This window comes from Kitasatospora sp. NPDC002543 (genome assembly GCF_053594915.1).
This window is the reverse complement of sequence record NZ_JBSFWR010000071.1, coordinates 1-26914: the sequence shown is the minus strand read 5'-3', so window position 1 is coordinate 26914 and position 26914 is coordinate 1. Positions and strand designations below refer to the sequence as shown.

General features: G+C 74.8%; 25 protein-coding genes. 15 read left to right on the top strand and 10 right to left on the bottom strand.

Features of this window, described 5'->3' with window-relative positions:
* Nucleotide 1 precedes the first annotated feature (1 nt).
* Nucleotides 2-1009 carry an N-acetylmuramoyl-L-alanine amidase gene (locus ACWD4P_RS26165; protein WP_449781255.1) on the top strand — a complete coding sequence of 336 codons (1008 nt, stop codon included), beginning with the start codon at nt 2-4 and terminating at the stop codon, nt 1007-1009.
* Nucleotides 1010-1205: 196 nt separating this feature from the next.
* The gene (locus tag ACWD4P_RS26160) at nt 1206-2111 is read left to right on the top strand and encodes a hypothetical protein (RefSeq protein ID WP_359830160.1); all 906 of its coding nucleotides are present in this window, start codon (nt 1206-1208) and stop codon (nt 2109-2111) included.
* 117 nt (nt 2112-2228) lie between these two features.
* Here ACWD4P_RS26160 and ACWD4P_RS26155 read toward each other — a convergent pair whose 3' ends face one another.
* The 3 genes from ACWD4P_RS26155 to ACWD4P_RS26145 form a co-directional block, all read right to left on the bottom strand.
* Nucleotides 2229-3290 carry a prenyltransferase/squalene oxidase repeat-containing protein gene (locus ACWD4P_RS26155; protein WP_359830158.1) on the bottom strand — a complete coding sequence of 354 codons (1062 nt, stop codon included), beginning with the start codon at nt 3288-3290 and terminating at the stop codon, nt 2229-2231.
* Nucleotides 3287-4114 carry a class I SAM-dependent methyltransferase gene (locus ACWD4P_RS26150; RefSeq protein ID WP_449781254.1) on the bottom strand — a complete coding sequence of 276 codons (828 nt, stop codon included), beginning with the start codon at nt 4112-4114 and terminating at the stop codon, nt 3287-3289. Before ACWD4P_RS26150 ends, ACWD4P_RS26155 begins: the two co-directional genes overlap by 4 nt.
* A 178-nt stretch (nt 4115-4292) precedes the next feature.
* The gene (locus ACWD4P_RS26145; RefSeq protein WP_449781253.1) at nt 4293-5603 is read right to left on the bottom strand and encodes a glycosyltransferase family 4 protein; all 1311 of its coding nucleotides are present in this window, start codon (nt 5601-5603) and stop codon (nt 4293-4295) included.
* A gap of 277 nt (nt 5604-5880) precedes the next feature.
* Between ACWD4P_RS26145 and ACWD4P_RS26140 the strand changes: the two genes are divergently transcribed.
* From ACWD4P_RS26140 to ACWD4P_RS26095, 10 genes are all read left to right on the top strand, one after another.
* A complete protein-coding gene (locus ACWD4P_RS26140) occupies nt 5881-6483 on the top strand; it encodes a TetR family transcriptional regulator (protein ID WP_449781252.1) in 603 nt (200 codons plus the stop codon).
* A 351-nt stretch (nt 6484-6834) separates the two neighbouring features.
* Nucleotides 6835-8088 carry a prenyltransferase/squalene oxidase repeat-containing protein gene (locus tag ACWD4P_RS26135; RefSeq protein ID WP_449781251.1) on the top strand — a complete coding sequence of 418 codons (1254 nt, stop codon included), beginning with the start codon at nt 6835-6837 and terminating at the stop codon, nt 8086-8088.
* Complete coding sequence (locus tag ACWD4P_RS26130; protein ID WP_449781250.1) at nt 8088-8894, top strand: SCO2322 family protein; 807 nt, start codon at nt 8088-8090, stop codon at nt 8892-8894. Before ACWD4P_RS26135 ends, ACWD4P_RS26130 begins: the two co-directional genes overlap by 1 nt.
* Before the next feature lie 21 nt (nt 8895-8915).
* Nucleotides 8916-10025, top strand: a complete 1110-nt coding sequence (locus ACWD4P_RS26125) for a CbiQ family ECF transporter T component (protein WP_449781249.1) — start codon at nt 8916-8918, stop codon at nt 10023-10025.
* A complete protein-coding gene (locus ACWD4P_RS26120; protein ID WP_449781248.1) occupies nt 10022-11758 on the top strand; it encodes an ABC transporter ATP-binding protein in 1737 nt (578 codons plus the stop codon). The genes ACWD4P_RS26125 and ACWD4P_RS26120 overlap by 4 nt, the downstream gene beginning before the upstream one ends.
* Entirely contained in the window at nt 11755-12591 is an 837-nt protein-coding gene (locus tag ACWD4P_RS26115) for an ECF transporter S component (RefSeq protein WP_359828111.1), read from the top strand. The genes ACWD4P_RS26120 and ACWD4P_RS26115 overlap by 4 nt, the downstream gene beginning before the upstream one ends.
* 233 nt (nt 12592-12824) lie before the next feature.
* Entirely contained in the window at nt 12825-13565 is a 741-nt protein-coding gene (locus tag ACWD4P_RS26110) for a hypothetical protein (RefSeq protein WP_449781247.1), read from the top strand.
* A gap of 233 nt (nt 13566-13798) precedes the next feature.
* Nucleotides 13799-14215 (top strand): NUDIX hydrolase, encoded by a 417-nt coding sequence (locus ACWD4P_RS26105; protein WP_449781246.1) that lies wholly within the window; start codon nt 13799-13801, stop codon nt 14213-14215.
* Nucleotides 14216-14290: 75 nt separating this feature from the next.
* Nucleotides 14291-16585, top strand: coding sequence for an excinuclease ABC subunit UvrA (locus tag ACWD4P_RS26100; protein WP_359828108.1), 2295 nt, complete (start codon nt 14291-14293; stop codon nt 16583-16585).
* Between the two features lie 148 nt (nt 16586-16733).
* Entirely contained in the window at nt 16734-17588 is an 855-nt protein-coding gene (locus ACWD4P_RS26095; RefSeq protein ID WP_449781245.1) for a LysR family transcriptional regulator, read from the top strand.
* Nucleotides 17589-17664: 76 nt separating this feature from the next.
* Here the strand turns inward: ACWD4P_RS26095 and ACWD4P_RS26090 are convergent, their stop codons facing one another.
* Entirely contained in the window at nt 17665-17994 is a 330-nt protein-coding gene (locus ACWD4P_RS26090; RefSeq protein WP_449781244.1) for an antibiotic biosynthesis monooxygenase family protein, read from the bottom strand.
* A 174-nt stretch (nt 17995-18168) separates the two neighbouring features.
* On the opposite strand from ACWD4P_RS26090, the gene ACWD4P_RS26085 reads away from it, so the two are divergent.
* A complete protein-coding gene (locus ACWD4P_RS26085) occupies nt 18169-18363 on the top strand; it encodes a hypothetical protein (protein WP_449781243.1) in 195 nt (64 codons plus the stop codon).
* A 63-nt stretch (nt 18364-18426) separates the two neighbouring features.
* Here ACWD4P_RS26085 and ACWD4P_RS26080 read toward each other — a convergent pair whose 3' ends face one another.
* Nucleotides 18427-18837 (bottom strand): cupin domain-containing protein, encoded by a 411-nt coding sequence (locus ACWD4P_RS26080; RefSeq protein WP_449781242.1) that lies wholly within the window; start codon nt 18835-18837, stop codon nt 18427-18429.
* 62 nt (nt 18838-18899) lie between these two features.
* Between ACWD4P_RS26080 and ACWD4P_RS26075 the strand changes: the two genes are divergently transcribed.
* A complete protein-coding gene (locus ACWD4P_RS26075; RefSeq protein ID WP_449781241.1) occupies nt 18900-19376 on the top strand; it encodes a MarR family winged helix-turn-helix transcriptional regulator in 477 nt (158 codons plus the stop codon).
* Between the two features lie 94 nt (nt 19377-19470).
* On the opposite strand, the gene ACWD4P_RS26070 is transcribed toward ACWD4P_RS26075, so the two are convergent.
* On the bottom strand, nt 19471-19950 hold the full coding sequence (locus tag ACWD4P_RS26070; RefSeq protein ID WP_449781240.1) for a CYTH domain-containing protein: 480 nt from the start codon (nt 19948-19950) through the stop codon (nt 19471-19473).
* Between the two features lie 42 nt (nt 19951-19992).
* Complete coding sequence (locus ACWD4P_RS26065) at nt 19993-22065, bottom strand: MFS transporter (protein ID WP_449781239.1); 2073 nt, start codon at nt 22063-22065, stop codon at nt 19993-19995.
* Nucleotides 22066-22434: 369 nt separating this feature from the next.
* Between ACWD4P_RS26065 and ACWD4P_RS26060 the strand changes: the two genes are divergently transcribed.
* Nucleotides 22435-23649: a hypothetical protein gene (locus tag ACWD4P_RS26060; protein WP_449781238.1), complete on the top strand. Its 1215-nt coding sequence runs from the start codon at nt 22435-22437 to the stop codon at nt 23647-23649.
* A 43-nt stretch (nt 23650-23692) separates the two neighbouring features.
* Here ACWD4P_RS26060 and ACWD4P_RS26055 read toward each other — a convergent pair whose 3' ends face one another.
* The 3 genes from ACWD4P_RS26055 to ACWD4P_RS26045 all read right to left on the bottom strand — a co-directional run bounded on the left by ACWD4P_RS26055 (nt 23693) and on the right by ACWD4P_RS26045 (nt 26838).
* Nucleotides 23693-24280, bottom strand: coding sequence for a TMEM165/GDT1 family protein (locus tag ACWD4P_RS26055; protein ID WP_359831368.1), 588 nt, complete (start codon nt 24278-24280; stop codon nt 23693-23695).
* Between the two features lie 285 nt (nt 24281-24565).
* Nucleotides 24566-25369 carry an ABC transporter permease gene (locus ACWD4P_RS26050; protein ID WP_449781237.1) on the bottom strand — a complete coding sequence of 268 codons (804 nt, stop codon included), beginning with the start codon at nt 25367-25369 and terminating at the stop codon, nt 24566-24568.
* On the bottom strand, nt 25369-26838 hold the full coding sequence (locus ACWD4P_RS26045) for a dolichyl-phosphate-mannose--protein mannosyltransferase (RefSeq protein WP_449781236.1): 1470 nt from the start codon (nt 26836-26838) through the stop codon (nt 25369-25371). Before ACWD4P_RS26045 ends, ACWD4P_RS26050 begins: the two co-directional genes overlap by 1 nt.
* Between the last annotated feature and the right edge of the window lie 76 nt (nt 26839-26914).

The following is a 26914-nucleotide window of genomic DNA, read 5'->3' as shown; positions in this document are numbered from 1 at the left end:
AGTGACCGGTTCCGCCTCCCGAACGCCCCGCCGCTCCGCCCTGCTGCGCGCCACCACGGCCGCCGCCGTGGCCGTTCCGCTCTGCACGGCCGGCTGGTTCGGCTGGCGGGCCCTCGACCACGCCGACCCGGCGAGCGCCGCGGCGGCCCCGGCGGCCCCGGCCACGACGAACGCGGCCGCGCCCGAACCCGCGACCACGCCGGCGGCCCCGGCCGGGACCGCGTCCGCCACGCCCCTCACCCCTCCCCTCGCACCGGCGCCCACCGACAGCACAGCGGGGACCCCGCCCGCCGACCCCACCACCGCCACCGCTGCCACCGCCCTCGCCGGCCGCACCGTCCTGCTCGACCCCGGCCACAACCCCGGCAACTCCGCCCACACCGCCGAGATCAACCGCCAGGTGGACATCGGCAACAGCCGCAAGGAGTGCGACACCACCGGGACGGAGACCAACGCCGGCTACACCGAGGCCGAGTACACCCTGGACGTCTCCCGCCGGGCCCGCGCCCTCCTGGCCGCCCGGGGCGCCACCGTGGTGCTGGTGCAGGACGGCGACCGCCCCTGGGGCCCGTGCGTCGACGAACGCGCCCGCGCGGGCGCCGAGGCGCACGCCGACGTCGCGGTCTCGGTGCACGGCGACGGCGGCCCGGCGAGCGGCAGCGGGTTCCACGTGATCATGCCCGCCCGGGTGGTGGCCGGGAAGGCGGACAACGCCGCGATCGTCGCCCCCTCGCACCGGCTCGGCCTCCTGCTGCGCGACCGCTTCCACGCCGCGACCGGTGAACCGTATGCGGACTACATCGCCAAGGACGGCCTGGACACCCGCTCCGACCTGGGCGGCCTCAACCTCTCCGCGGTCCCCAAGGTGTTCATCGAGTGCGGTAACATGCGCAACTCGACGGACGCGAAGCGCATGACGGATCCTCAGTGGCGCCAGCAGGCGGCCCAGGGGATCGCCGACGCGCTGACCGCGTTCCTGACGACCCAAGAGAAGACCGAAGAGCGGTAAGGGAGTTGGGCCGCGCTCCGACGGTGGACGGAACTCCGTCCGGACCGCACGGTTTGCAACGACTTCGCCCCATTCCCGGTCCCGCCGTGCACCGGCAGGACGGTTGGGCCTAGGCTTCTGGTCCGTTCGGGAGTTTCGGCCGGTCATCCCGACCGCACGAACCACCGTCCACGACACGTCAACGAGGGGAACGTTAGTGAATCTGCGCGCTCTCACCAGGGGAGACGCCGCCGTCGCGGGCGCGGCCGTCCTGCTCTTCATCGCCTCCTTCCTGCCCTACTGGACCGTGGACTGCGGTGGCAGCCGGTACTGCCCCTCGTCGCAGAACGCGTGGAGCACGGACCTGTTCCCGATCCTGCCGTCGATCTACCTCCTCGGCATCGCCGCCGCGGTGCTGATCCTGGTGCAGCGCTTCCAGGGCGCGGCCGCGGCCACCCGCCAGGTGCTCGGCCTGCGGCTGGACCAGTGGGGCATCGCCCTCTCCGTCGCGGCGCTGTGGACCTCGGTCTGGGCGCTCGGCGGCGGCACCTCCAGCAGCGTCGTCAGCCACGGCTTCGGCGCCTGGCTCGGCTTCATCGCGCTGCTCGTGCTCGCCGGCGCGGCCGCCGCGGGCCCCCTGGTGCCCGCGCTGAAGGCCCCGCTGGTCGCCGACCGTCCGGCGGCCGTCCCCGGCGGGCAGTACGGCTACCCGGGCCAGCCCGGCCAGCAGGGTGCGGCCGGCCAGTACGGCTACCCGGCCCAGGGCCAGGACCCGGCGTTCGGCGGCCAGGGCGGCTACGGATACCCGGGCGCCGGCCAGCCGCAGGCCGGTCAGCCGGTCCCGGCCGCCCAGCCGCACGACGCCGGCGCCCCGGCCCCGCAGCCGGCCCCGGCCGCCCAGCAGGCGGCCGCCCCGGCGGCGGACTTCCAGCCGTTCTGGTTCGCCGTCCCGGCCCCGCGCCAGCTGGCCCCGAAGGACAACCCGGCCGGCGCCCCGGTCGGCGAGGTCGTGCCGGGCACCTGGTACCTGGCCGTCGAGCAGCGCGGCGCCGCGCTGGTCGCGCAGCTGCCGGACGGCAGCCAGGGCCTGCTGGCCGACACCACGGGCATCCAGCGCGGCTGACCTCCCGAGGCACGCGACGCGAGAGGGGCGGGACCGGAGAACCGGTCCCGCCCCTCTCGCATGCGCGCTCGGCGCCTGCCCCGCGTCCGCTCGGCGTCCGCCCCGCGGACGCCCGGCTCAGCAGCAGTCCTGGACCACCAGCCCGGCGGGCAGCTGCTCCCCGCCGAAGACCGCGACCGTCGCCGGATCCCCGCCGAGCGCGGCCACCGCGAGCAGCAGCGCCCCGGCCGTCCAGGTGGTGCGCTCCTCCGGCCAGATCGCGTCGTCCTCGAAGACGTACCCGGTCCAGTACGAGCCGTCCTCGTGGCGCAGGTGCCGCTGGATCCAGCGCAGGATCTCCACCGCGCGGTCGGACTCGCCGATCGCCCAGAGCGCGAGCGCCAGCTCGGCGCTCTCCCCGCCGGTCACCCACGGGCGGTCGCTGACGCAGCGCACGCCGAGGCCGGGGACGACGAAGCGCTCCCAGTCCCGCTCGATCCGGGCCAGCGCCGCGTCGCCGCGCAGTCCGGTGCCGAGCACCGGGTAGTACCAGTCCATCGAGTAGCGGTCCTTGTCCAGGAACCGCTCGGTGTGGTGCGAGACGGCGTGCCCCAGCCGCCCGGCCGCGAGCTCCCAGTCGGGCTGCGGCTCCTCCAGGTACTCGGCGATGGCCAGCCCGCAGCGCAGCGCGTGCAGGATGCTGGACGAGCCGGTGAGCAGCGCCTCGTCGGTGGCCGCGCCGTCCTCGTCGACCCGCCAGGCGATCGGGCCGCCGGGCAGCCGCAGCCCGACGATGAAGTCCAGGGCGCGCCGGACGGCCGGCCAGATCCACTCCAGGAAGGCGTCGTCGCCGGTGCTGAGGTGGTGGTGCCAGACCCCGACCGCGATGTACGCGCAGAAGTTGCTCTCCTTGGCCCGGTCGGTGACCACGCCGTCGGTGTAGGCGGCGTACCAGGATCCGTCCGGGTTCTGGGCGGCGGCGAGCCAGCGGTAGGCGGCCTCGGCGGCGGCGTGCTCGCCGGCCGTGTCGAGGGCCATCGCGGCCTCGGTGTGGTCCCAGGGGTCGAGGTGGTGGCCGGCGAACCAGGGTATGGCGCCGTCGGGGCGCTGCTCGGCCAGGATGCTGCGCACGGTGTCGGCGGCCTGCTCGGCGTCGAGCACCCCGTCGAGCAGCAGCACCTCGGGGACCGCGGCGGTCATGCCGTTCCGCCCGGCGCGCCGGCCGCGGCCGTGGGCTCGGTGCGGCCGGCGCCACCCCGGCCGGCCTCGCCCCGGCCGGCCTCGCCCCGGCCGGGCTCGACCCGGTTGGGCTTGGAGGCGTACGCGACGAAGCTCTTGCCGATCACCGGGTTGAGCGCCCGCTCGGCGGCCTTGGTGAGGCTGCTGATCACCGGGGTGCCGACGATGTCCCAGACCAGCAGCTGGTGGTACGCCTTGACCGGCAGCGCCTTGTCGTTGTCGACGCCGACGGCGCACTTGATCCACCAGTACGGCGAGTGCAGCGCGTGCGCGTGGTGGGTGCCGTACGGCTCCAGGCCGGCGTCCTTGAGCTTGCCGAGCAGCTCGTCGCCCCGGTAGATCCGGATGTGGCCGCCCTCGTTCGCGTGGTACTCGTCGGACAGCGCCCAGCAGATCTTCTCCGGCAGCCAGCGGGGCACGGTGACGGCGAGCAGGCCGCCCGGCTTGAGGACCCGGAACATCTCGTCGAGCACGCCCTTGTCGTCCGGGATGTGCTCCATCACCTCGGAGATGATGATCTTGTCGAAGTACTCGTCCTCGAACGGCAGCGCCAGCGCGTTGCCCTCGATCGCGGCCGCCGACGCGCCCTCGGGGGCCTCACCGGCCTGCTCCATCGCCGCGAACCACTTCCTGACCTCGGCGATCTCCTCGGCGTTCTGGTCGAGGGCGATCACGTTGGCGCCGCGGCGGTAGCACTCGAACGCGTGCCGGCCCCCGCCGCAGCCCAGGTCGAGCACCCGGTCGCCGGGGGCGAGCGGGAAGCGCGAGAAATCGACGGTCAGCACTGCTGGACTCCCATTCCTATTGCTGCCAAGCATTCCTGACGCTCCGTCAGGCTTTCGTTCGGCACGGCGCTCGTGCGCCGCCACGCTTCGTCGCGCGCCGCCCGACGGGCCCCCGACCCGCCGTCACCGGCCCGCCGTCACCGGGCGGGCGCCCGGGCCCGCCCCGCGCCGCGCACCGCTAGGCCACGTACCGCCAGCCCGGCCCCGAGCGGGCCCGGGCGCCGGCACCGGAGGCGATCGCCGCGCGGTACGCCTCGGCGGTCAGCTCGGCGGCCCGCTCCCAGGTGAACCGGGCCAGGACCCGCTCGCGGCCGGCCGCGCCGAGTCCGGCCCGCAGCTCCGGGTCGTCCAGCAGCCGGCCGAGCGCGGCGGCCAGCGCACCCGCGTCGCCCGGCGGCACCGCCAGGCAGGTCTCCCCGTCCGCCCCGGCCACCTCGGGGATCGCCCCGCCGGTGGTGGCGACCAGCGGGGTGCCGGTGGCCATCGCCTCGGCGGCGGGCAGCGAGAAGCCCTCGTACAGCGAGGGGACGCAGGCCGCCTCGGCCGAGCGGTAGAGGTCAACCAGCTCCCGGTCGGTCAGCCCGCTGCGGAACTCGATGTGCCCGGCCAGCCCGAAGCGGCGCACCGCCTCGGCCACCGGCCCGTCCTCCTTCTGCGGCTTGCCGACCACCACCAGGTGGGCGTCCCGCTCGGTGCGGACCTTGGCGAGCGCCTCGACCAGGTGGACCAGGCCCTTCAGCGGGACGTCCGCGCTGGAGGTGGTGACGATCCGGCCGGGGACGCGGGCGATCTCCGCCGAGGGGGACCACAGCCGGGTGTCGGCGCCGATCGGCACCACCGAGATCGCGCCCGGCGCGACGCCCAGGTGCTCGGCGATCTCGCGCCGCGAGGTGCCGGAAACGGTGATCACGCGGTCCAGCCGGGCGGCGACCCGGCGCTGCATCCGGGTGAAGGCGTACCAGCGGCGCAGCGAGAGCCGCTTGAGCCGGGTGGCGGCGGCGTCCAGCTCCAGCTGCCGGTCCACGGTGATCGGGTGGTGGATCGTGGTGACCAGCGGGAAGCCGTGCCGGGCCAGGCCCAGCAGGCCGTAGCCGAGGGTCTGGTTGTCGTGCACCACGTCGTAGCGGCCCTTGTGGGCGGCCAGGTGGCGGCGGGCGCGCAGCGAGAAGGTGAGCGGCTCGGGGAAGCCGCCGGTGCGCATGGTGGCGAACTCCAGCACGTCCACCGGGCCGCGGAACTCGTCGCGGGCCGGGGTGCGGAAGGGGTCGTCGGCGCGGTAGAGGTCCAGGCTGGGCAGCTCGACCAGGCGCACCGAGCCGGGGCCGTCGACCTCGTCCAGCACCGGGAAGGGCTGGGCGCCGATCACGTCCACGTGGTGGCCCAGCCGGGCCAGCTCCCGGGAGAGGTGTCGTACGTACACGCCCTGACCGCCGCAGAAGGGGTCCCCGCGGTACGACAGCAGGGCAATCCGCAGCGGCTGCGCGGTCATCCTGGGCCCTCTTCTCTAGCTGCTATCGGTGCTGCCGGTCGTGCTTCCGGTCGCTAAAGTAGATCAGGTTTCAGTGGCTGGGGAACTCGTCGTCGACCACGTGAACAATGAGAGACCTCGAAGATACCGGCCCGTAGCTTTCCCTCAGGAGCCAGGGCTGGTGATTCCCGCCACGCCGAATCCTGCCGACCATGTGGAGCACACCGCCACTCTCGCCCGACCGGGAGCACCCTTGCCGCCACCCCCTCCTCCGACGTCGCCGCCGGTCTCGCCGTCCGTGCCGCCCCCGGGCGCACAGCCCCCGGGCGAGCCGCCGCTGACCGCGCGCCAGGCCGAGCGGCGCCGGCGCATCCTGCGGGCCGCCACCGCCCTGGCGGTCCGGGGCGGGTACGAGGCGGTGCAGATGCGGGAGGTCGCGGAGAGCGCCCAGGTCGCCCTCGGCACGCTCTACCGGTACTTCCCGTCCAAGGTGCACCTGCTGGTGGCGGTGATGCTCGAACAGCTCCAGGGCCTGCGCGAACACATCCGGCGGCACCCGCCGGCCGACCTCGAACCGGCGCCCCGGGTGGCCGACACCCTCACCCGGGCCTTCCACGCGCTGCAGCGCGAACCGCTGCTGGCCGAGGCGATGGTCCGGGCGCTGTCCTTCGCGGACCGCTCGGTCGGAGCCGAGGTGGACCAGGTCAGCGTCGCCACCGGACAGCTCATCCTGGACGCGATCGGCCAGTCCGGACCACCCACCGAGAGCCAGCGCGCGGCTGTCCGGGTGATCGAGCACACCTGGCACTCGGCGCTGGTCGCCTGGCTCTCCGGGCGCGCCTCCATCGCCGAGGTCCGGGCCGACCTGCACACCGCGGCCCGGCTGCTCACCCTGCCGTGAGACGGCCGCCCGCCGCCCCGTGAAGCCGGCTCCCCCGGCGCCGCGGACCGGCCCGACCCCGACCGCCGACTGGAACCTGTTCCTGCCCGGGCCGGGCCGCTCCGCGCGCTCCGGCGGCTAGAGTCGACAGGGCAGCACAACTCCATCCCGCTCCTCCCCCGGGGAAAGCCGGTGCAAGTCCGGCGCTGGCCCCGCAGCCGTGAGTCCGGCGCCGCACCAGGCCACCCGGACGAGTCGGAGAGCCCGGGGAGGGGCGAGCGGCCAGTCCGGACGCACGCGCCCGGCACCGTCGAGGACTACGGAACGGCCCCGCCCGGGCCACCACCGCTCACCGAAAGGCACACCCGCACCATGCTGACCGCCGCCCGCCTGGGCGCCGCCGCCCTGTCCGCCGCGATGCTCACCGGCCTCGCCGCCGGCCCGGCCCTCGCCGACAGCCCCGCGCCGACCTCCGCCGCCGGCCCCGACGGGCTGTACGGCACGAGCGACCCGACGTACGACGGCGTCTGGCGGCAGTCGCTGGCGCTCACCGCGCTCACGGCGGCCAAGGTCACCCCGGCCGACTCGGCCGTCGGCTGGCTCACCGGGCAGCAGTGCGAGGACGGCGGCTGGCCCTCCTACCGGGCCGCCGGCGCGGCCTGCGACCCCACGACCGAGGACAGCAACGCCACCGCCGTCGCCATCCAGGCCCTGGTCGCCGTCGGCGGGCACCAGGAGGCCGTCGACAAGGGCGTCGCGTGGCTCAAGACCACCCAGAACGGCGACGGCAGCTGGGCCTACAACCCGGGCAGCCCGGGCGACGCCAACTCCACCGGACTCGCCGTCAACGCGCTGTTCGCCGCCAGGACCGACCCGGCGGGCGTCGCCAAGGCCGGCAAGTCCGCCTTCGACGGGCTCGCCCGCTTCCAGCTCGGCTGCGCCGCCCCCGCCGACCAGCGCGGCGCCTTCGCCTACCAGCCCGACCCGGCCGACGGCTCCCTGGCCCCGAACGCCCTGGCCAGCGGCCAGGCCGCGCTCGCCGCCGCCGGCGGCCACCTGCCGGTCGCCGGCACCGTGCACGCCGACGCCGCCCCCAAGGCCCTCGGCTGCCCCGCCGACGCCTCGGCCGCCGCGGCCCCCGTCCCGCACGCGGACTCCGGCGAGGCCGTCGGCGCCTACCTGAGCGCCCAGCTCGCGGCCGGTGGCGGCCACCTCAGCCTCACCACCCCGGGCGCCGAGCCGAAGCCCGACTACACCGCCACCGCCTGGGCCACCCTCGCCCTCACCCAGAGCGGCCACCCCCAGCAGGCCGCCGGCGCCGTCGACTGGCTCGCCAAGGAGGGCGCCGCCTGGACCAAGAACGGCACCGACGCCGGCGCCACCGCCACCCTGCTGCTGGTCTCCCAGGCCGCCCACCGCGACACCGCCGCCCTCACCGGGCAGCTCACCGCCCTCGGCCCGGCGCCCAAGGCCGCCGAGGCCACCACCGCGGCGACGGAAGCCCCGAAGCCGAAGAAGAAGGACGGCGGCATCGGGCAGTACTGGCTGATCGGCGTCGGCCTCCTGGTCGGCATCGGCGGCGGCCTCCTCCTCAGCCTCCAGCGCAAGCGCAACGCGCACCTCTGATGCGGCCCGCTCGCTCCATCCGGGCCGCTCGCTCCATCCGGGCCGCCGACGGCCCCGCGCCCGTCGGCACCGCGCCCGTCGGCACCGCCGCGGCCGCACCGTCCGCCCGCTCGGCCCGCCGTCCGCGGCGGGCCGTCGCCGCGCTCCTCCTCCCCCTCCTCGGGGCGGTCCCGCTGCTCGCGACCGCGGCCCCCGCGCAGGCCGCCGGGTACCGCTACTGGTCGTTCTGGCGCGGCGCCGAGGGCGGAGCCTGGACGTACCAGCAGCAGGGGCCCGCCGTCGCGGTGCCGCCGGACGGCGCCGTGGACGGGTGGCGGTTCGCGCTGAGCCCGGACGGCGGCCAGGACGCCGCGAAACCGCGGACGGTCGGGAGCTTCGCGGAGATCTGCGCGGACACGCCCGCACAGGAGGGCCGCAAGCGGGTGGCCGTCGTCCTGGACTTCGGGACCGCCGAGGACGCCGGCTCGTCCGCCGCTGCCGTGCCCGAGCAGCGCACCACCTGCGCCGCCGTCCCGCCCCGCGCCACCTCGGCCGAGGTGCTGGCGGCCGCCGCCCCGCCGCTGCGCTACGACTCCAACGGCCTGCTGTGCGCCATCGCCGGGTACCCGAAGGCGGGTTGCGGCGACCAGGTCGGCGCGGCCGGTGCCGCCCGGCCCGGCACCGACACCGGCTCCTCCGCCGGCACCGGTTCCTCCGCCGACCACAGCGGCAGCGGCCCCGACATCGGCCTGATCGCCGGTGGCGCGCTGGTCGCCGTCCTCGCCGGCGGCGCCGCCTGGCAGGCCCGCCGCCGCCGTCACTCCTAATCCCCCACCCAGGACAGCACCGTGAGCAGCAGCGCCCCCCGTAGCACCAGGCCGCCCACCGGACCCCGGCAACTGCACCCCGGGGCCTGGTGGTTGTGGGCGCTCGGGCTGGGCGCGGCGGCGACCCGCACCACCAACCCGGCGATCCTGCTGCTGCTCGCCGCGGTCGCCGGGTACGTGGTCGCGGCCCGCCGGGGCGATGCGCCGTGGTCGCGCTCGTACGGGGCGTTCCTGCGGCTGGGCCTGCTGGTGCTCGGCATCCGGCTGGTGTTCGCGGTCTTCCTCGGCTCGCCGGTCCCGGGCACCCACGTGCTGTTCACCCTGCCCGAACTCCCGCTGCCCGCCTGGGCGCAGGGCGTGCGGATCGGCGGCCGGGTCACCGTCGAGGGGCTGCTCGCCGCACTGTACGACGGGCTGCGGCTGGCCACCCTGCTGATCTGCGTCGGCGCCGCCAACTCGCTGGCCAGCCCGGCCCGCCTGCTGCGCGCCCTGCCCGGGGCGCTCTACGAGGCGGGTGTCGCCGTCGTGGTGGCGATGACCTTCGCGCCGAACCTGGTCGCGGACGTCCGCCGGCTGCGGGCCGCCCGCCGGCTGCGCGGCCGCTCTGACAGGGGCGTCGCGGCCGTGCTGAGCGTCGGACTCCCGGTACTGGAGGGCGCGTTGGAGCGGTCCATCGCGCTGGCCGCCGCGATGGACACCCGGGGCTTCGGCCGCACCGCCGACGTCCCGCGCCGGCTCGCCCGGGCGACGGCCGCACTCACCCTGGCCGGACTGCTCGGGGTCTGCCTGGCCGCGTACGGACTGCTGACGGCCGGCGGCGCGGGCTGGGCCCTGCCCGTCCTGCTGCTCGGCCTGGCCGCCGCCTTCGCCGGACTGCTGCTCGGCAGCCGACGGTCCGTCAGGAGCCGCTACCGGCCCGACCCCTGGGCCCTTCCCGAGTGGCTGACGGCCGGCTCCGGGACGGCCGTGGCGGCCCTCGTCACCTACCTGGCCGCGCAGGACCCGGCCGCGTTCGCCCCCACCGTCGTCCCGCCCACCGTCCCCGCGCTGCCGCTGACCGCCGTACTGGCCGTCCTGCTCGGCCTGGTACCGGCGTTCGCCGCCCCGACCCCGCCCCGGAGGGCATCGTGATCACCTTCGAGCAGGTCTCCGTCCGGTACGCGGACTCGGCCGCGCCCGTGCTGAACGGCGTCGACCTCACCGTCCCCGAGGGTGAACTCTGCCTGCTGGTGGGCCCGTCCGGCTCCGGCAAGTCCACCCTGCTGGGTACGGTCAGCGGCCTGGTGCCGCACTTCACCGGCGGGGTGCTGCACGGCCGGGTCACCGTCGGCGGCCGGGACACCCGCGAGCACCGGCCACGCGAACTCGCCGACCTGGTCGGCACGGTCGGGCAGGACCCGGCGGCGCACTTCGTCACCGACACGGTGGAGGACGAACTCGCCTACGGCATGGAGTCGCTGGGCCTGCCGGGCGACGTGATGCGCCGCCGGGTCGAGGAGACCCTCGACCTGCTCGGCCTCGCCGACCTGCGCGACCGCGCGCTGAACTCCCTCTCCGGGGGCCAGCAGCAGCGCGTCGCGATCGGCTCGGTGCTCACCGTGCACCCGCGCGTGCTGGTCCTGGACGAGCCCACCTCGGCGCTCGACCCGGGCGCGGCCGAGGAGGTGCTGTCCGTCCTCCAGCGCCTGGTGCACGACCTCGGCACCACCGTGCTGATGGCCGAGCACCGGCTGGAGCGGGTCGTCCAGTACGCCGACCAGGTGCTGCTGCTCACCCCGGACGCCGCGCCCGTCCTCGGCGAACCCGCCGAGGTGATGGCGCACTCCCCGGTGCACCCGCCGGTGGTCGGCCTCGGCCGGCTCGCGGGCTGGCGGCCACTGCCGCTCTCGGTCCGCGACGCGCGCCGCAAGGCCGCACCGCTGCGCGCCGAACTGGACGGCCGGACACCGCCCGCATCCGCTGCCGGGGCCGCCTCCCCGATCGCCGTCACCGACCGCCTCGCCGTGCGGCGCGGCCCGGTCCCCGCCCTTCGCGGCGTCGACCTCGCGCTCCACCCCGGCGAGATCACCGCCCTGATGGGCCGCAACGGCGCCGGCAAGTCCACTCTGCTCGGCAGCCTGGTCGGCCTGCACGCTCCCGCCTCCGGCAGCGTGAAGGTCGGCGGCCGCACCCCGCACCGCACCCGCCCCGCCGAGCTGATCCGCGAGGTCGGCCTCGTCCCGCAGGACCCGCGCGACCTGCTGTACGGCGAGTCGGTCGCCGCCGAGTGCGCCGCGGCGGACGGCGACGCGGGCGCCCCCGCCGGCACCTGCCGCGCGCTGGTCGGGCGCCTGCTGCCCGGCATCCCCGACGAGGCCCATCCGCGCGACCTCTCCGAGGGCCAGCGGCTCACCCTCGCGCTCGCCGTGGTGCTCACCGCCCGGCCCCCGCTGCTGCTCCTGGACGAGCCGACCCGCGGCCTCGACTACGCGGCCAAGGCCCGGCTGGTGGAGATCCTGCGCTCGCTGGCGGCCGAGGACCACGCCGTGCTGCTGGCCACCCACGACGTCGAACTGGCCGCCGAACTCGCCCACCGCACGGTGATCCTGGCCGAGGGGGAGATCGTCGCGGACGGCCCGACGGCGGAGGTGGTGGTCTCCTCACCGGCCTTCGCCCCGCAGGTCGCCAAGGTGCTCGCGCCCGGGCCGTGGCTCACGGTCGGGCAGGTCGCGGAGGCGCTGGGCATGGAGGCTCCGGGTGTGGAGGCTTCGGGCGTGGAGACGCCGGGCACGGAGGCTCCGGGTGCCGAGGCTCCGGGTGCCGAGGCTCCGGGCACCGAGGCGCCGGGCACCGAGGCTGCGGGCACGGAGGCGCCGGGCGCATGAGCACTCGTCCCGTCCCGCTCGGGCGCCGGTCCGTCACGGCGCTGCTGTCCGTCTCCTTCGTCGGCGTCGCCGCCTTCGGCTGGCCGCTGCTCGCCTCCACCGGGTCGGCGCTGGTCGGCCACTCGGCGGACGCCCCCTGGCTGTTCGCGCTGCTCCTCCCCCTGTTGCTCGCCGTCGTCATCGCCCAGATCTCCGAGGGCCGCACGGCGGGCGGCGGCGCGCCCGGCCTGGACGCCAAGTCCGTGGCGCTGCTGGGCGTGCTGGCCGCGGCCGGCGCGGCACTGCGGCCGCTCGGCGCGGGCACGGCAGGGCTGGAGCCGATGTTCTTCCTGATGGTGCTGTCCGGGCGGGTGCTCGGCCCGGGCTTCGGCTTCGTGCTCGGCTCGCTGTCGATGTTCGCCTCCGCGCTGCTCACCGGCGGGGTGGGGCCGTGGCTGCCGTTCCAGATGCTCGCCATGGGGTGGGTCTGCCTGGGGGCCGGACTGCTGCCGGGGGCCGCGTCCCTGCGCGGCCGCCGCGAGCTCTGGCTGCTGGCCGGGTACGGGGCCGTCGCGTCCCTGCTCTACGGCACGATCATGAACCTCCAGGGCTGGCCGTACATCGGCGGCCTGGCCGGTTCCATCTCCTTCGTGCCCGGCGACCCGCTGCCCGACAACCTGGTCCGCTTCGCCGCCTACTGCCTGACCACGTCCCTGGGCTGGGACCTGCCGAGGGCCGCCCTCACGGTCGTCCTGTGCCTCACCCTCGGCACCCCCGTCCTGCGCGCCCTGCGGCGTACGACCCGGCGCGCCGCCTTCGACGCCCCGGTCGCCTTCCGCCCGCCGGAGAGCTGACGGCGGCCCGCCCCGCGGGCGGATGCCTCCGCGGCGGCGCCGCCTCGACCGGCCCTCCGGCACAGCGGGTCGAGGCGGCCTCGGGATACTTCCGGCCAAATATTTGATGTGTCCATGCCGCATCTATTGGAGCGTTCCAAGTATCGCTACGCTCACACCAGCTCCACAACCCGACCCCCTTACGGCCTCAGTCGTTCGAGGTCGTACGGACCTTCCGATTGGACAGGTGTGAAGTGATCGAAAAGCACCACCGCCTCCTGGACCGTCCCCCCATCGCGGCCCTCCGGGGCCGGCTCGCCGCCCTGGTGGGGGTGGTCGCCCTGCTGGTGGCCGTCCTCACCGGCACCGCCACCGGCACCGCCGCCGCCACATCCACCGCCGCCGCCGCGGACGCCGCCGCCGGGCCGGCGGTCGGGTGGATCTGCAGCGGGACGCCCGTGCCGCCCGGCTGGGTCCTCGTCGCGCACAGGGCCGGGTGCGGCGGAATCGGCGAATGGCTCCAGACGCCCGTGAAGGACGGCATCTGGACCTGCGCCACCTCACCGATCCCGGACGGCTACGTGCTCTCCGGCCACACGCCCACCGGCTGCGACGGTTTCGACTCCTGGTACATGCAGCTGCCCAAGGACGGCCTGTGGACCTGCGGCACCTCGCCGCAGCCCCCCGGCTACGTGCTCACCCAGCACGTCGTCAGCGGCATGAACTGCGCCAACATCGACTCCTGGTACATGCAGAAGGTCCGGGACGGCATCTGGACCTGCGCGGGCTCGCCGTTCCAGCCCGGGTACGTCAACACCGCCCACGAGAACAATTTCGGCCCCTGCGCCGGCGGCATCGGCGCCTGGTTCACCCAGCTGGCCAAACCGGGCCTGTGGATCTGCCAGTACCAGCCCGTTCCGGCGGGCTTCCACACCACCACCTTCAACGGGACCGCCTGCAACGGCGTGGGAGCCTCGCTCCTCGTCCGCAACTGACGTCCCCGACTGATCCCGTCCGCGCCCCGGGGCTTCTCGCTCCGGGGCGCGCCGTCGCCCGCACGATCCGGGCGCCGTCGCACCTGGAGCGCCCGGGTCAGGACACCAGCGCGGCGCCGGGGGGAGAGGGGGCGAACCGACGGGGATCACCCGGCCGAGCCACCGCCGATGCCACCGGTGCCTCCCTCGCGCGAACTAGCCTGTCGGCATCCCCGCCTTCGAGGAGCAGAGCGATGACCGAGCAGAACCCCGAGCAGGACCTCCCCGCCGTCGCCGTCGCGATCGTCGTCAGGGACGGCCGGGTGCTGATGGTCCGGCGGCGGATCGCCGAGGGCGAGCTGTCCTGGCAGTTCCCGGCCGGGGAGGTCGAGCCGGACGAGTCCGCCGAGGCGGCGGCCGCCCGCGAGACGGCCGAGGAGACCGGCCTGCGCGTCGTCGCCGCCCGGCTGCTCGGCGAGCGCACGCATCCGCGGAACGGGCGGCGGATGGCGTACACGGCCTGCGAGGTGGTCGGCGGCACCGCCACTGTCGTGGACTCCGACGAGCTGGACCGGGTGGTGTGGGCGTCGCGCGCCGAGCTGGCCGAGTACGTGCCGTTCCCGCTGTTCCCTCCGGTGCGGGAGTACCTGGACGGACTGCTCGCCGGCTAGGGCCCCGGCCCCGGTCTCGCTCCCGGTCTCGGTCCCGACCCGAACGAATCGCCGAGCGTATCTATGCTGGTGGGCATGGGCGCTCAGAACTCCACCGACGAAGCCGTCATCCGGGTCGTGGGAGCGGCCGTCAACAACCTCCGGAACGTCAGCCTGGACCTGCCGAAGAAGGCCCTGACGGTCGTCACGGGAGTCTCCGGGTCCGGCAAGTCCTCGCTGGTGCTCGACACCGTCGCCGCCGAGGCGCAGCGCCTCGTGAACGACACGTACGCCTCCTTCGTGCGGAACCGGCTGCCGCACATGCCGGCCCCCGAGGTGCAGTCGATGAGCGGCCTCACCTTCACCGCCATCATCGACCAGCGCCGCTTCACCGGGAACTCGCGCTCGACCGTCTCCACGGCCTCCGACATCGCGCCGCTGCTCAGGCTCGTGTTCTCCCGGATCGGCGAGCCCTCCGCCGGGTTCTCGCCCGCGTACTCCTTCAACGACCCGGCGGGCATGTGCCCCGACTGCGAGGGCCTGGGCACCGTCGTCGACATCGACGTCGAGGAGCTGATCGACCCGGAGCGGACCATCGACGAGGGCCCGGTGCGGTTCAGTCAGTTCCGGCCCGGGGTCTACCGCTGGAAGCGCTTCGCGTACTGCGGCCTGTTCGACCGGAACAAGCCGCTGAAGGACTACTCGGAGGAGGAGATGCGGCTCTTCCTCTACGCGGACCAGCTCAAGCTGCCGAACCCCGATCCGCGCTTCCCCAAGACCGCCCGCTTCGACGGCGTCATCACCCGGATGCGCGACGTGTACGTGAAGAACCGTCCGACCAAGATGTCCCCGCAGGTGCACGAGGAACTGGAGCGCCTCACCACCCGCCGGGTCTGCCCCGCGTGCGGGGGAGCCCGGTTGAACGCCGCGGCCCGCGCCAGCCTCGTCGACGGGCGGTCGATCGTGGACTGGTCGGCCATGTCGGTCGCCGACCTCCGTGCCCTCCTGGAGACGGTGGACGATCCGCGGGTGGAGCCGGCGCTCGCCGGCATCCGCCACACCCTGGACGCACTGCTGTCGGTCGGGCTCGGCTACCTCTCGCTCGACCGCGAGTCCTCGACGCTCTCCGGCGGCGAGGCCCAGCGGGTGAAGATCGTCCGGCACCTCGGCAGTGCCCTCACCGACATCACGTACGTCTTCGACGAGCCCTCGACCGGCCTCCACCCCGCCGACGTACGACGGCTCAACCAGCTCCTGCTGAGACTGCGCGACGCGGGCAACACCGTCCTCGTCGTGGAGCACCACCCCCAGGTGATCCGGGTCGCCGACCACGTGGTCGACATGGGGCCGGGCGCGGGGAAGGACGGCGGCCTCGTGCGGTTCGAGGGGACACCGGAGGAACTGCGCGCGAGCGGCACCGCCACCGGGCGGCTACTCTCCACCCCGCTGGAGCCGCGGCGCACGGTCCGCGAGCCGCGCGACCGCGTCCGGGTCGTGGGCGCCTCGGCGCACAACCTCACCGGCTTCGACGTCGACATCCCGATCGGCGTCCTCACCGCCGTCACGGGCGTCGCGGGCTCCGGCAAGAGCTCCCTCGCCACCAACGAACTCCCGCGCCAGCACCCCGGGTTCACGGTCGTCGGACAGGACCCGCTGCGCGGCGGCGTACGGTCGATGTCGCTGAGCGTCCTCGGCGTCGCCGACGGCGTGCGCGAGGCGTTCGCCGCCGCGTCCGGACTCGAACCGGCCTGGTTCAGCTTCAACTCCAAGGGGGCCTGCCCCGCCTGCCGCGGCAAGGGCCACATCACCACCGAACTCGCCTTCCTGGACGACGTCGCCACGCCCTGCGACGCCTGCGGCGGCGAGCGCTTCAACCCCACGGCCCTGAAGGCGGAACTCGACGGGCACACCATCGCGGACGTCCTGCGGACGGCGGCGGGCCCGGTGGCCGAACTCTTCTCCGACCGCCCGGACATCGCGGAGCCGCTGCGGTGGCTGGAGCGCGTCGGGCTCGGCTACACCGCCGTCGGGCAGTCGCTCGACACCCTCTCCGGCGGCGAGAAGCAGCGCCTCCTGCTCGCCCGGCACCTCAGCGCCTCCGCCGGCTTCGCCGAGGAGCGGATCGTCCTCGACGAACCGACGACCGGCCTGCACCCCAGCGACGTGGAGCGGCTGGACGGACTCTTCGCCGAGCTCGTGGACGCGGGCGCGACCCTGGTCGTCGTCGAGCACAACCTCCGGGTCGTCGCCCAGGCCGACCACGTGATCGACATCGGGCCGGGCGCCGGGTCGGACGGCGGCCGGCTGCTGTTCACCGGCCCGCCGGCCGAGCTGGCCCGCCGGACGGACTCGCTCACGGGCAGGGCCCTGGCGGAGGCCGCGGCCGGCTAGCCCCTCGTACCGCCCCCCCCGGCCGCACCCCCGAAGGCGCCCCAGGCCCCCGAACCCGCCGGATTCCCCGTGCGCCCCGGTAGGCCACCCGTACGCTGTCCCGCAGCACGAGCACGGCACGAACCTTCGGGGGAACCGGGGAAAGCCAGTGGAACTACGTCAGTTGCGCGTCTTCGAGGCCGTCGCCGCCCACCGCACGGTCGCCGGCGCGGCGGTGGCCCTCGGGCTCGCCCCGGCCTCGGTCTCCGAGCAGGTCAGCACCCTCGAACGCAGCCTCGGCACCGAGCTGTTCGACCGGGCACCGCGCGGCATGACCCTCACCCCGGCCGGGGAGCGGCTGCTGCCCTGGTCCCACCGGCTCCTCGACCAGGCCGAGCAGGCCCGCCGCGAGGTCGTCGTCACCCGGACCCGGCTGCGCCTCGGCGTACTGGAGACCGTCGCCGCCGGCCACGTCCCGGCCGTCCTGGACCGCCTCGCCGCCCACCGGCCCGACCTGGACCCGTCCCTCCACACCAGCCCCTCCCGCGACGCCCTCCTCGACGGCGTCGCCGCCGGAGCCCTGGAGGCCGCCCTCGTCCTCGACTCCCCCGGGCCGCTCGGCTCCCTCGGCTTCCCCCTGCCGCCGGCACCGCTCGACCACCTCGACCTCCAGGACGTCCCCCTCGCCCTGGTCGCCTCCCCCGCACACCCGCTCGCCCGCGCCACCGCCCTCACCCCCGACCGGCTCCGCGGCCACCGCCTCCTCGTCGACTCCCCCACCTGCTGCTACCACCTCGCCGGCGAACGCCTCCTCGGCCGGCACGTCCGCCGCCTCCACACCGGCGGCGTCCCCACCACCCGCGCCTGCGCCGAGCAGGGCCTCGGCCTCGCCCTCCTCCCCGCCCACGCCGTGCACGACCACCTCACCGCCGGCACCCTCACCCGCCTCCCCCTCGACCCCCCGCCCCTCCACCTCCGCCTCCTCTGGCCCACCGGCCACGCCCCGCTCACCCCCCTCCCCTGACCGCCCCGCCCACCCCCGGAAAGCCGCGTGCCCCGGGGCCATAGGAGCCCCGGGGCACGCAACCGCCGTACGGACGTCAGGCCTTGGGGCCCGCGGACTGGACGACCTCGAAGGACCAGAGGGTGGAACCGGAGGCGGCGGGGCGCTTGGGCGCCTCGCCCTCGCCGGACGGGCCGTTCTGGTGGGCCGACTTCATCGGGCCCTCCATCCAGGCCTTGAAGTCCTCCTCACTGCGCCAGCGGGTGTAGACGAGGTACTGGTCCGCGCCCTCGACGGGGCGGAGGAGTTCGAACCACTCGAAGCCGTCCGAGTTCTCCACCGCGCCGGCGCGGGAGGCGAAGCGCTGCTCCAGCACCTCGCGCTGCTCGGCCGGCACTGTCAGGACGTTGATCTTGACGACGGACATGGTGCTCCTTCTGCTCGTGCGACTGCTGACGGCAGCAGTCTGCTACACCTCACGGGCGGGCCGTCGGCGGGCGGCGGCGGTCACGGTGGGTGGTGGGGCGCCGACGTGCAGGCACGGGAGCGCGGTGTCAGCCTGGTAGGAGAGCCCAGAACCCGAGGGACATGGGGAGTGGTCATGGGTATCGGCGACAAGTTCCAGGACAAGGCACAGCAGTTGGAGGACGAGGCCAAGTCGCGCCTGGGCGGGCAGCAGAAGCCGCAGCAGGGTGACGACGCCCAGCAGAAGGCCTCCGAGGCCCAGCAGCAGGCCCAGCAGCAGGCACGGCAACAGGGTCAGCAGAACCAGGACGACATCGAGGGCCGGCAGTAGCGGCAGGCGTCGACCGCGGGGACGGCCCGGGCGAGCCCGGGGCCGTCCCCGGTCGCGTCGGTCTCAGGCGATCCACGGCGGGAGGACGCGCCGGTCGTCGCGCGGGGCGAGGGCGCAGGCGTCGGCCGGGGTGCGGGCGTCGGGGTTGTAGGCGTGGGCGGGGGACGGGGAGGCGACGACGGCGGTGAAGCCGGTGTCGGTGGCGATCCGGCGGGCGGTGTCGGCGGGGAGGACGGCGGTGTCCCCGGCGGCGAGGGTGAGGAGCTCCCCCGCGAGGTCGATCGCGGCGGTGCCGGTGAGCAGCGTCCAGACCTGCTCGGTGTCCATGGCGTGCAGCGGGCCGCGGGCGCCGGCGGCCATGTCGACGTGCCAGACGGCGAGGGCCGTGGAGCCCTGGGTGGGCGAGGCGTGGGTGGTCATGACGGCGTTCGGGGTCTCGGTGCGGCGGGCGTCGGTCCGGCGGATGACGGGCATGGCGAGGGAACCCCCTAAGATGGACAATGAAGTTGTCTATATGGTCAATGAGGTTGTCTATCGTGTCAAGTGACCTTCCCCCGCCGGGATTCGAGCTGCCGCTGCGTCTGCTGCTCGCCTTCCGGACGATCATCGACGAGCTGCACGAGCGCATCGCCCGCGAGGGCCACCCCGACCTGCGCCCGATGCACGGCTTCGTCTTCCAGGCGATCGGCCCGCAGGGCACCACCGCCTCCGAACTCGGCCGCCGCCTCGGCGTCACCAAGCAGGCGGCGGGCAAGACCGTCGACAACCTGGAGCAGCTCGGCTACGTCGAGCGTGCCTCCGACCCGGCCGACACCCGGCGCAAGCTGGTCCGGCTCACCGAGCGCGGGACGGACTGCCTGCTCCGCTCGGCCCGGATCTTCGACGAGCTGCGCGAGGAGTGGTCGGCGGCCCTCGGCGAGGAGCAGCTGCGGCAGCTGGAGGACGGCCTGCGCCGGCTCGCCCCCGGAGACCCGTTCCGCCTCGACACCCCGCGCTGGTTCGGCACCCCGTAGGAACCGCGCACCCCACAGAAGCCGGGCAACCCGTAGGAACCGAGCACGCCACGCAGCCGGGCACCCCCCAGGAACCGAACGCCCCGACGGGCCCTCAGGACCCGGGCAGCCCCCGGGTCGCGAGGGTCTGGTTCCCGTACGCCTTCACCCCGGTGACCTCGGCGCCGAACCACTCCGGCGCCGAGAAGGCCGCCGCCTCCGCCTCGGAGCCGAACTCGACCTCGACGGTGCGCAGCCCCGCCAGCCCGCCCCGGTAGACGTCCGCGTGGACGGTGACGCCGGACGCCTCGAAGGTGTAGCGGTCCTTGACCAGGCGGGCGCCCTCGGTGGCCGGCCAGAGTTCGGTGAACTCCTGCTCGTCCAGCTCGCGTTCCACCTCGATCCGGACCGGCGCGCCGGCCGAGGAGGCCTTGCGCTTGACGCCGAGGACGCGGCTGCCGCCGATCCGCCGCAGCCGCACCTCCGTCCCGTCGTCCTTGATCGCGATGTACCCCTGCTCGATGCGCAGCCGCACCGCGGTGTCCGGCGGCTCGAAGTCACCCAGCAGGAACTTGCGCTCGATCTCCAGCGGCACGCCGCACCACCCTTCCGCACGTCCGGGACCACCGCCGGGCCGTCAGAACGACCGGCCCTCCCCACGGTACGGGCCCTGCGGCCCCGACGGGTCCGGACGGTCCCGCGGGTCCGCGCACAGCGAGGCGCTGAGCCGGTTCAGCACCCCGGCGAGTTCGGCGTACCGCTGCTCGTCCCAGTCCCCCAGCAGCTCGGCGAGCTGGGTGCGCCGGGCGGCGACCAGCCGCAGCGCCGCCTCCTCCCCCGGTTCGGTGAGCCGCAGCGGCAGCCGCCCGGCCCTGGCCGCCAGGCCCCGGCCCTCGACCTCCCGGACGGCCTCCTCGATGACGGCGGCCGGCACGATCCGCCGCTCGGCCAGTTCGGCCGGCTCGATCGACCCGTGCTGGTGCATCTGGAGGAGCAGCCAGCTGGAGGCGGGCCGCAGGTCCAGCCCGGCGGTCTCGGTGATCCGGCGGAAGAGGTCGCGCCGGGCCTCACGGCTGTTCAGCACCGAGAGCGCGCGGGCGATCTCGTCCAGCGAGGTGCGTTCGACCGGGTTGAACCCGATGGACTCGCTGAGGTCCGGCGCGGTGACGGTGGAGCGCAGCTTCTGCTCCCGCAGGAACAGCGACAGCACGAAGGCGACCAGCGCGACCGGCACCGCGTACAGGAAGACCCGGGTGATCGACTCGGCGTAGGCGTGGTAGACCCCGGGCTGGACGGCGGCCGGCAGCCGGGGGATGACGCGAGGGTCGGAGGTGATGACCTCCGGCCGGAAGCCGGGCGGCAGCGGCACCCCCGCCAGGGCGTCGGCGAGCCGGCTGCGCAGCCCGCTCGCGAAGACCGTCCCGAAGATGGAGACGCCGAAGGAGGCCCCGATCGAGCGGAAGAAGGTGGCGCCCGCGGTGGCCACGCCGAGGTCCTCGTAGCCGACCGAGTTCTGCACGATCAGCACCAGCACCTGCATCACCAGGCCCAGCCCGAGGCCGAAGACCAGGAAGTACGCGCTCATCTCGGCGGTGCTGCTGTGCTCGTCCAGCCGGGAGAGCAGCAGCAGCCCGACGGTGGTCACCGCCGTCCCGGCGATCGGGAAGATCCGGTAGTGGCCGGTGCGGGCGACGATCTGGCCGGAGCCGATCGAGGTGAGCAGCATGCCGAGCACCATCGGCAGCATGTGGATGCCGGACATGGTGGGCGAGACCTGCTGGACCACCTGGAGGAAGGTCGGCAGGTAGGTCAGCGCGCCGAACATCGCGAAGCCGACCACGAAGGAGATCACCGCGACCAGGCTGAACGTCCGCGAGCGGAACAGCCGCAGCGGCAGCACCGGTTCCGCCGCGGTCCGCTCGACCAGGACGAAGGCGAGCAGCAGCACCAGCCCGAGCACGCCGAGGCCGACGATCTGCCAGGAGGTCCAGCCCCAGGTGGTCCCGCCGAGCGAGGTCATCAGCACCAGGCAGGTGGCGACGGCGGCGATCAGGGCGGTGCCGAGGTAGTCGATCCGGTGCTCGCGCCGGACCTCCAGTCCGTGCAGCACCGCCGCGATCACCACCAGGGCGACGACGCCGATCGGCAGGTTGATGTAGAACACCCAGCGCCAGCTGAGGTGGTCGACGAACACCCCACCGAGCAGCGGCCCGAGCACGCTGGTGACGCCGAACACGGCCCCGAAGAGGCCCTGGTAGCGGCCGCGGTCCCGGGGGGCCACGAGGTCGCCGACGATCGCCTGGGAGAGCACCATCAGTCCGCCGCCGCCCAGGCCCTGGAGGGCGCGGAAGGCGATCAGCTCGCCCATGTTCTGGGCGATCCCGCACAGCACCGAGCCGAGCAGGAAGATCACGATGGAGGCCTGGAAGAAGCGCTTCCGGCCGTACATGTCGCCGAGCTTGCCCCACAGCGGGGTCGCGGCGGTGGACGCCAGCAGGTAGGCGGTGACCACCCAGGAGAGGTGGTCGAGGCCGCCGAGGTCGCTGACGATGGTCGGCAGCGCGGTGGAGACGATGGTCTGGTCGAGGGCGGCGAGCAGCATCGCCAGCAGCAGGGCGCCGATCGGCACCCAGAGGTTGTGGACGGTGACGGCCGGCGGGCCGGAGCGGCCCGCCGGGCCCGGGTCGGACGCGGCGCGCGGCTCCGTCACGACGTCTCCGTGGGCATGGCGTCTCCAGGGGGTCGCGGGCCCGTCGGCCGGGCCGTGCGGATGATCACTCCCAGCTCACCACGCCGGTCGGTTTCGTCCCGAAATGTGCTGCCGGGTTGAGCCGAGCGTAAGCGCCGGGGACGACCGCCGCGCCCCGGGCGTTCTCGGAGGAGCCAACCCGCACCAACCGGCACAACACCCCCGCCCGGAGACGGACGCCCCTGTCCACCCCTCGGGCGGTCCTGCATAATCAGGCGCGTTCGTGCGCCGGGCCCGCCCGGAACGTGCGCCGAACGACCGAACCACCGAACGGCCGCACGGCCGGACAACCGACCGCGAGATCGACGCGAACCCGAGGAGGGCCGGCCGATGCCGGACCAGCACTGCCCGACGTGCGGCGCCGCACGCTCCACCGGGTGCGGCTGCGTCCCGGACCCGAGCCTCACCGAGACCACCGTCCTGCCCCACATCGAGGGCCCGCCGCTGGTCCGCCCGTACGTCCCGCAGACCGCCGACCAGGTGGCCGACGAACCCCACCCGAACGCGCCGGTCGTGGACCCGTTCGCGACCACGGTGCTGCCGCCCGTCCCCCCGGGACGGCCCGGGCCGCCGACCGCTCCCCCGCTCGGGCCGGACGCGGACGCGTACGCCACCACCGTGCTGCCGCCCGTCGGGGCGGACCAGGACCCGTTCGCCGCGGACCAGGACCCGTTCGCCGCTGGGCATGACCCGTTCGCCGCGGGACACCCCTTCGGGGCGGACGCCGGCGCGTACGCCCGTCCGGGTGGCCACCCGGACGCCCACGCCACCACCGTGCTGCCGCCCGTCCCGCCCGCCGGGCCGGAGGCGAACGAGATCGGCCTCTTCCCGTTCGGGCAGGCCCCGGGCCACGGTCCGGCCCCGGACGCGCCCGGGCCGGAGGCAGGCGGCGGCCGGGCCGCCAGACGGGCGGCCGAACAGGCCGAACGGCGGCCGTTGGCCCAGCGCAAGGGACTGCTCGCCGGGATCGGTGCCGCCCTGGTCGCGCTCACCATCGGTGTCGCCTACGCGGTGACGCCCTCCGGCGAGCCGTCCGCCAAGCGGGCGCAGCCGCTGCCGACGAGCACCCTGGCGCCCGCGCCGGTGGACCCGCCCACCCTGGCGACGCCTGTCCCGAGCGCGGCCGCGCCGACCAGCGAGGCGCCGAGCCCGACGCCCACCCCCACCCGCAAGCCGAGCCCGACGAAGACGGTCGCGCCGACGCCGACCGCCGCGCCGCCCGCCGAGCCCACGCCGGCTCCCCCCGCCCCGGCCCCCACGCCGACCGCGACCGCGCCGACGTCCTCCGCTCCGGCCCCGTCGCCCACCGCCACCTCGGCCCCGCGCGTCCTGCAGTACGGGATGAGCGGCCCCGACGTCACGGCCCTGCAGCAGAAGCTCTCGGTCGTCGTCTGCTGGGCGAGCGTTCCGGTGACCGGGCTGTACGACGACACCACGGTGAACACCGTCGGCTACGTCCAGTGGATCTGGGACGTCAAGGGCGACAAGCGGGGCGTCTTCGGGCCCAACACCCGTGCCGCCCTGGAGAAGCACAGCGCCTGCTGACCGCCGGGCTCCGGCCGCCGCCCCGCCCGCCCCCGCCCGACGGTCAGCCGGTGATCGCCCCGAAGATGCTGATGCCCGCCAGCACCACCATGATCGCCGCCGCCACCCGGATGATCAGCTTCATCGGCACGTGCTTGAGCAGCTTCTGCCCGCCGACGATGGCGATCCCGCCGACCGCGCACAGCGCCAGCCAGGAGCCGAGGCCGACGGCCAGCGGGTCGGCGTACTTGGCGGCCAGGTTGGCGGTCATGATCTGGGTCAGGTCGCCGAACTCGGCGATCGCGACGACCACGAAGCTCGCCCCGGCCACCTTCCAGAAGCTGTTCGAGGACGGCTCCTTGGCCCCGTGCTCGTCCTCGTCCTCGCCGCCGTGGAACAGCAGCATCGCCGCGCCGACCAGGAACAGCAGGCCGGTGACGCCCTCCACCCAGCGGTGCGGCAGCAGCGAGAGCAGCTGTCCGGCGACGAGCGCGAGCCCCACCTGCAGGGCGAAGGCGGCGGCGATGCCCGCGAAGACGTAGCTCGCGCGGTACTTGGTGCCGAGCACCAGGCTGGCCAGCGCGGTCTTGTCCGGCAGTTCTGCCAGGAAGATGATGCCGAAGGTCAACGCGGCAACGGTGATACTCATCAGGAGTCCTCGGTCGGGCTGCCCGGCCTCCGCGGACCCGCCAGGGGACGCTTCGGCCCGACAGCACTGGTCATGGTCACAGCACTGCGGCCGAAGGTCTCGCCGGCAACGCCCATCGGGCGGTGCCCCGGGCGCCGGGCCCCTGGGGGCCAGTATGTCGACGGTCCGGTGGAGGGCTACTCCCCTTCAACGGCCCCAAGCGTACCCGACGCCGTCCACAGCCCCGCCCCGCCGCGGACGAGCGGCCGGACCGCCGGCCGACCGGACGACCACCCGCCGGAGGGCCGGCTACCGGACGGCCCCCACCGGCTCGGCCACGACCAGCCCGCGCCCGACCAGTTCCAGCACCACCACGATCGCCACCGACTCCACCGCCAGCAACCCGACCAGCACGAACAGCTGCACCGCGCCCGCCTGGACCGGCGAGGCCCCGCCCAGCAGCATCCCGACGAACGCCCCCGGCAGGGTGACCAGGCCGACCGTCCGGGTCTGGTCCAGCGCCGGGACGAGCGAGGTCGCCGCCGCCGTCCGGCAGATCTCCAGCCGGGCCTCGCGCTCCTCGAAGCCGAGCGCCAGTGCGGCCTCCACCTCGCCGCGCCGCAGCCGCAGTTCGTCCAGCGCGCGCCGCCCGGCCAGCGAGGTCGCGCTGAGCGCGCCGCCGATCAGGATGCCCGCGACCGGGATGACGGACAGGCCCTGGGCCGGCAGCAGCCCGACGCCCAGCAGCAGGGCGAGCACCGGCAGCACCCCGGCGCCGATCGGGGCGGCCGCCCACACCCAGTCCGGGCCCCGGGTCATCCGCCGCCCGGCGGTGCGCACCGCGACCGAGAACATCAGCACCACGAACAGCGCCGACCACCAGAGCGAACCGACCACCCAGGTGATCACCGCGGCGACCGCGGCCAGCTGCACCACCGCGCGCAGCCCGGCCCGCAGCACCGCGTGGCCGTGGCCGAGCAGGCCCCACCCGGCCACCGCGACGGCGGCCAGCAGCAGCACGGCGGTGACCACCCCGAGTACCGGGGTGACCGGCAGCAGCTGACCGCCAGACGCCGCCAGGGCCGCGGCGGCCGTCGGGCCCGCAGGAGCCATCAGATCCAGCTGGTGAACCACATCCGGTCCTGCCAGGACGACATCGGGATCACCTCCGCCGTGTACAGCGGGTAGAAGAAGGCGAAGCAGCCGACGATCGCGAGCACGATCACCCCGGCCCCGATCGCACCGATCCGGCGGCGCTCCGGGCCGCACCCGGGCGGGCCGAGCATCGCCCCGAGCATCTGGGCGACGGCCAGGCAGAGGAACGGCACCAGCACGACCATGTAGAAGGAGAAGATCGTCCGCTCCTGGTACTGGAACCAGGGCAGGTAGATCCCGGCCACCGCGCACAGGACCGCGCCCGAGCGCCAGTCCCGCCGAAAGAACCAGCGCCACAGCAGGTAGACCAGCGCGAAGCAGGCCGTCCACCACAGGAACGGCGTGCCGAGGCCGAGGATCTGCGCCGCGCAGCCGCCCGAGGAGGTGCAGCCGTGCTGCCCGTACGGGACCTGTTCCCAGTACATCGAGACCGGGCGGCCGTCGACCAGCCAGGCGAAGGGGTTGGACTGGTAGGTGTGCGGGGTGCTCAGGCCGGTGTTGAAGTCGTACATCTGCGCGTGGTAGTGCCACAGGCTGCGCAGCGGCGCGGGCACCCAGCCCATCGGGACCTGCGGCAGCGGGATGCCGAGGACGCTGTCCGGGGAGAGCCCCGCGCGCCCGTCGGCCCAGTGCCGGTCGTAGCCGCCCCGGCCGTTGCCGCCGGTGGCCAGCCAGCCGCTCCAGGAGCCGACGTACACCACCACGGCGGAGCCGACCATGGCGAGGAAGGCCGGGACGGCGTCCAGGCGCAGCATGGAGCGCCAGGGGCGGCGGGCGCCGGCCCCGCGACGGCCGGCCTGGTCCCACAGGACGGTCAGGACGCCGAAGGCCGCGAGGATCGGGGCGCCGTTCCACTTGACCGCGCAGGCGGCGCCGATGAGCACCCCGGCGGCGATCCGCCAGGGGCGCCACCCGAGCCGGACGGCGTCGGCGTCCTCGCCCGCGTCCGCCCCGCGGGCGAGCCGGGCGCGGACGTGGTCGCGGTCGATCAGCAGGCTGCCGAAGGAGGCGAGCACGAAGAACATCTGGATGCCGTCGAGCAGGCCGACCCGGCTCATCACCAGCTGGAGGCCGTCCACCGACATCAGCAGCGCGGCGGTGCAGCCGATCAGGGTGGAGCCGAAGAGGCGGCGCCCGATCCGGGCCAGCATCAGCACGGCGAGGGTGCCGAGCAGGGCGGTCATGAACCGCCAGCCGAAGGGGTTCAGTCCGAACAGCTGCTCGCCGATCGCCATCACCCATTTGCCGAGCGGCGGGTGCGCGATGAACTCGGGCGCGGAACCCAGCGGGATCGACTGCGGGACGGACAGGATGTCGGCGTTGGCGTGGTCCGGCCAGGTGCCCTCGTACCCCTGCTGGAGCAGTGACCAGGCGTCCTTCGGGTAGTACGTCTCGTCGAAGACGAAGGCGTGACGGCCCCACGTCACCGGCGCCGAGCAGCAGGCTCGCCAGTACGGCGAGCAGCAGTATCGCGCCGGCGGGCAACAGTCCGCGCAAGAGGAG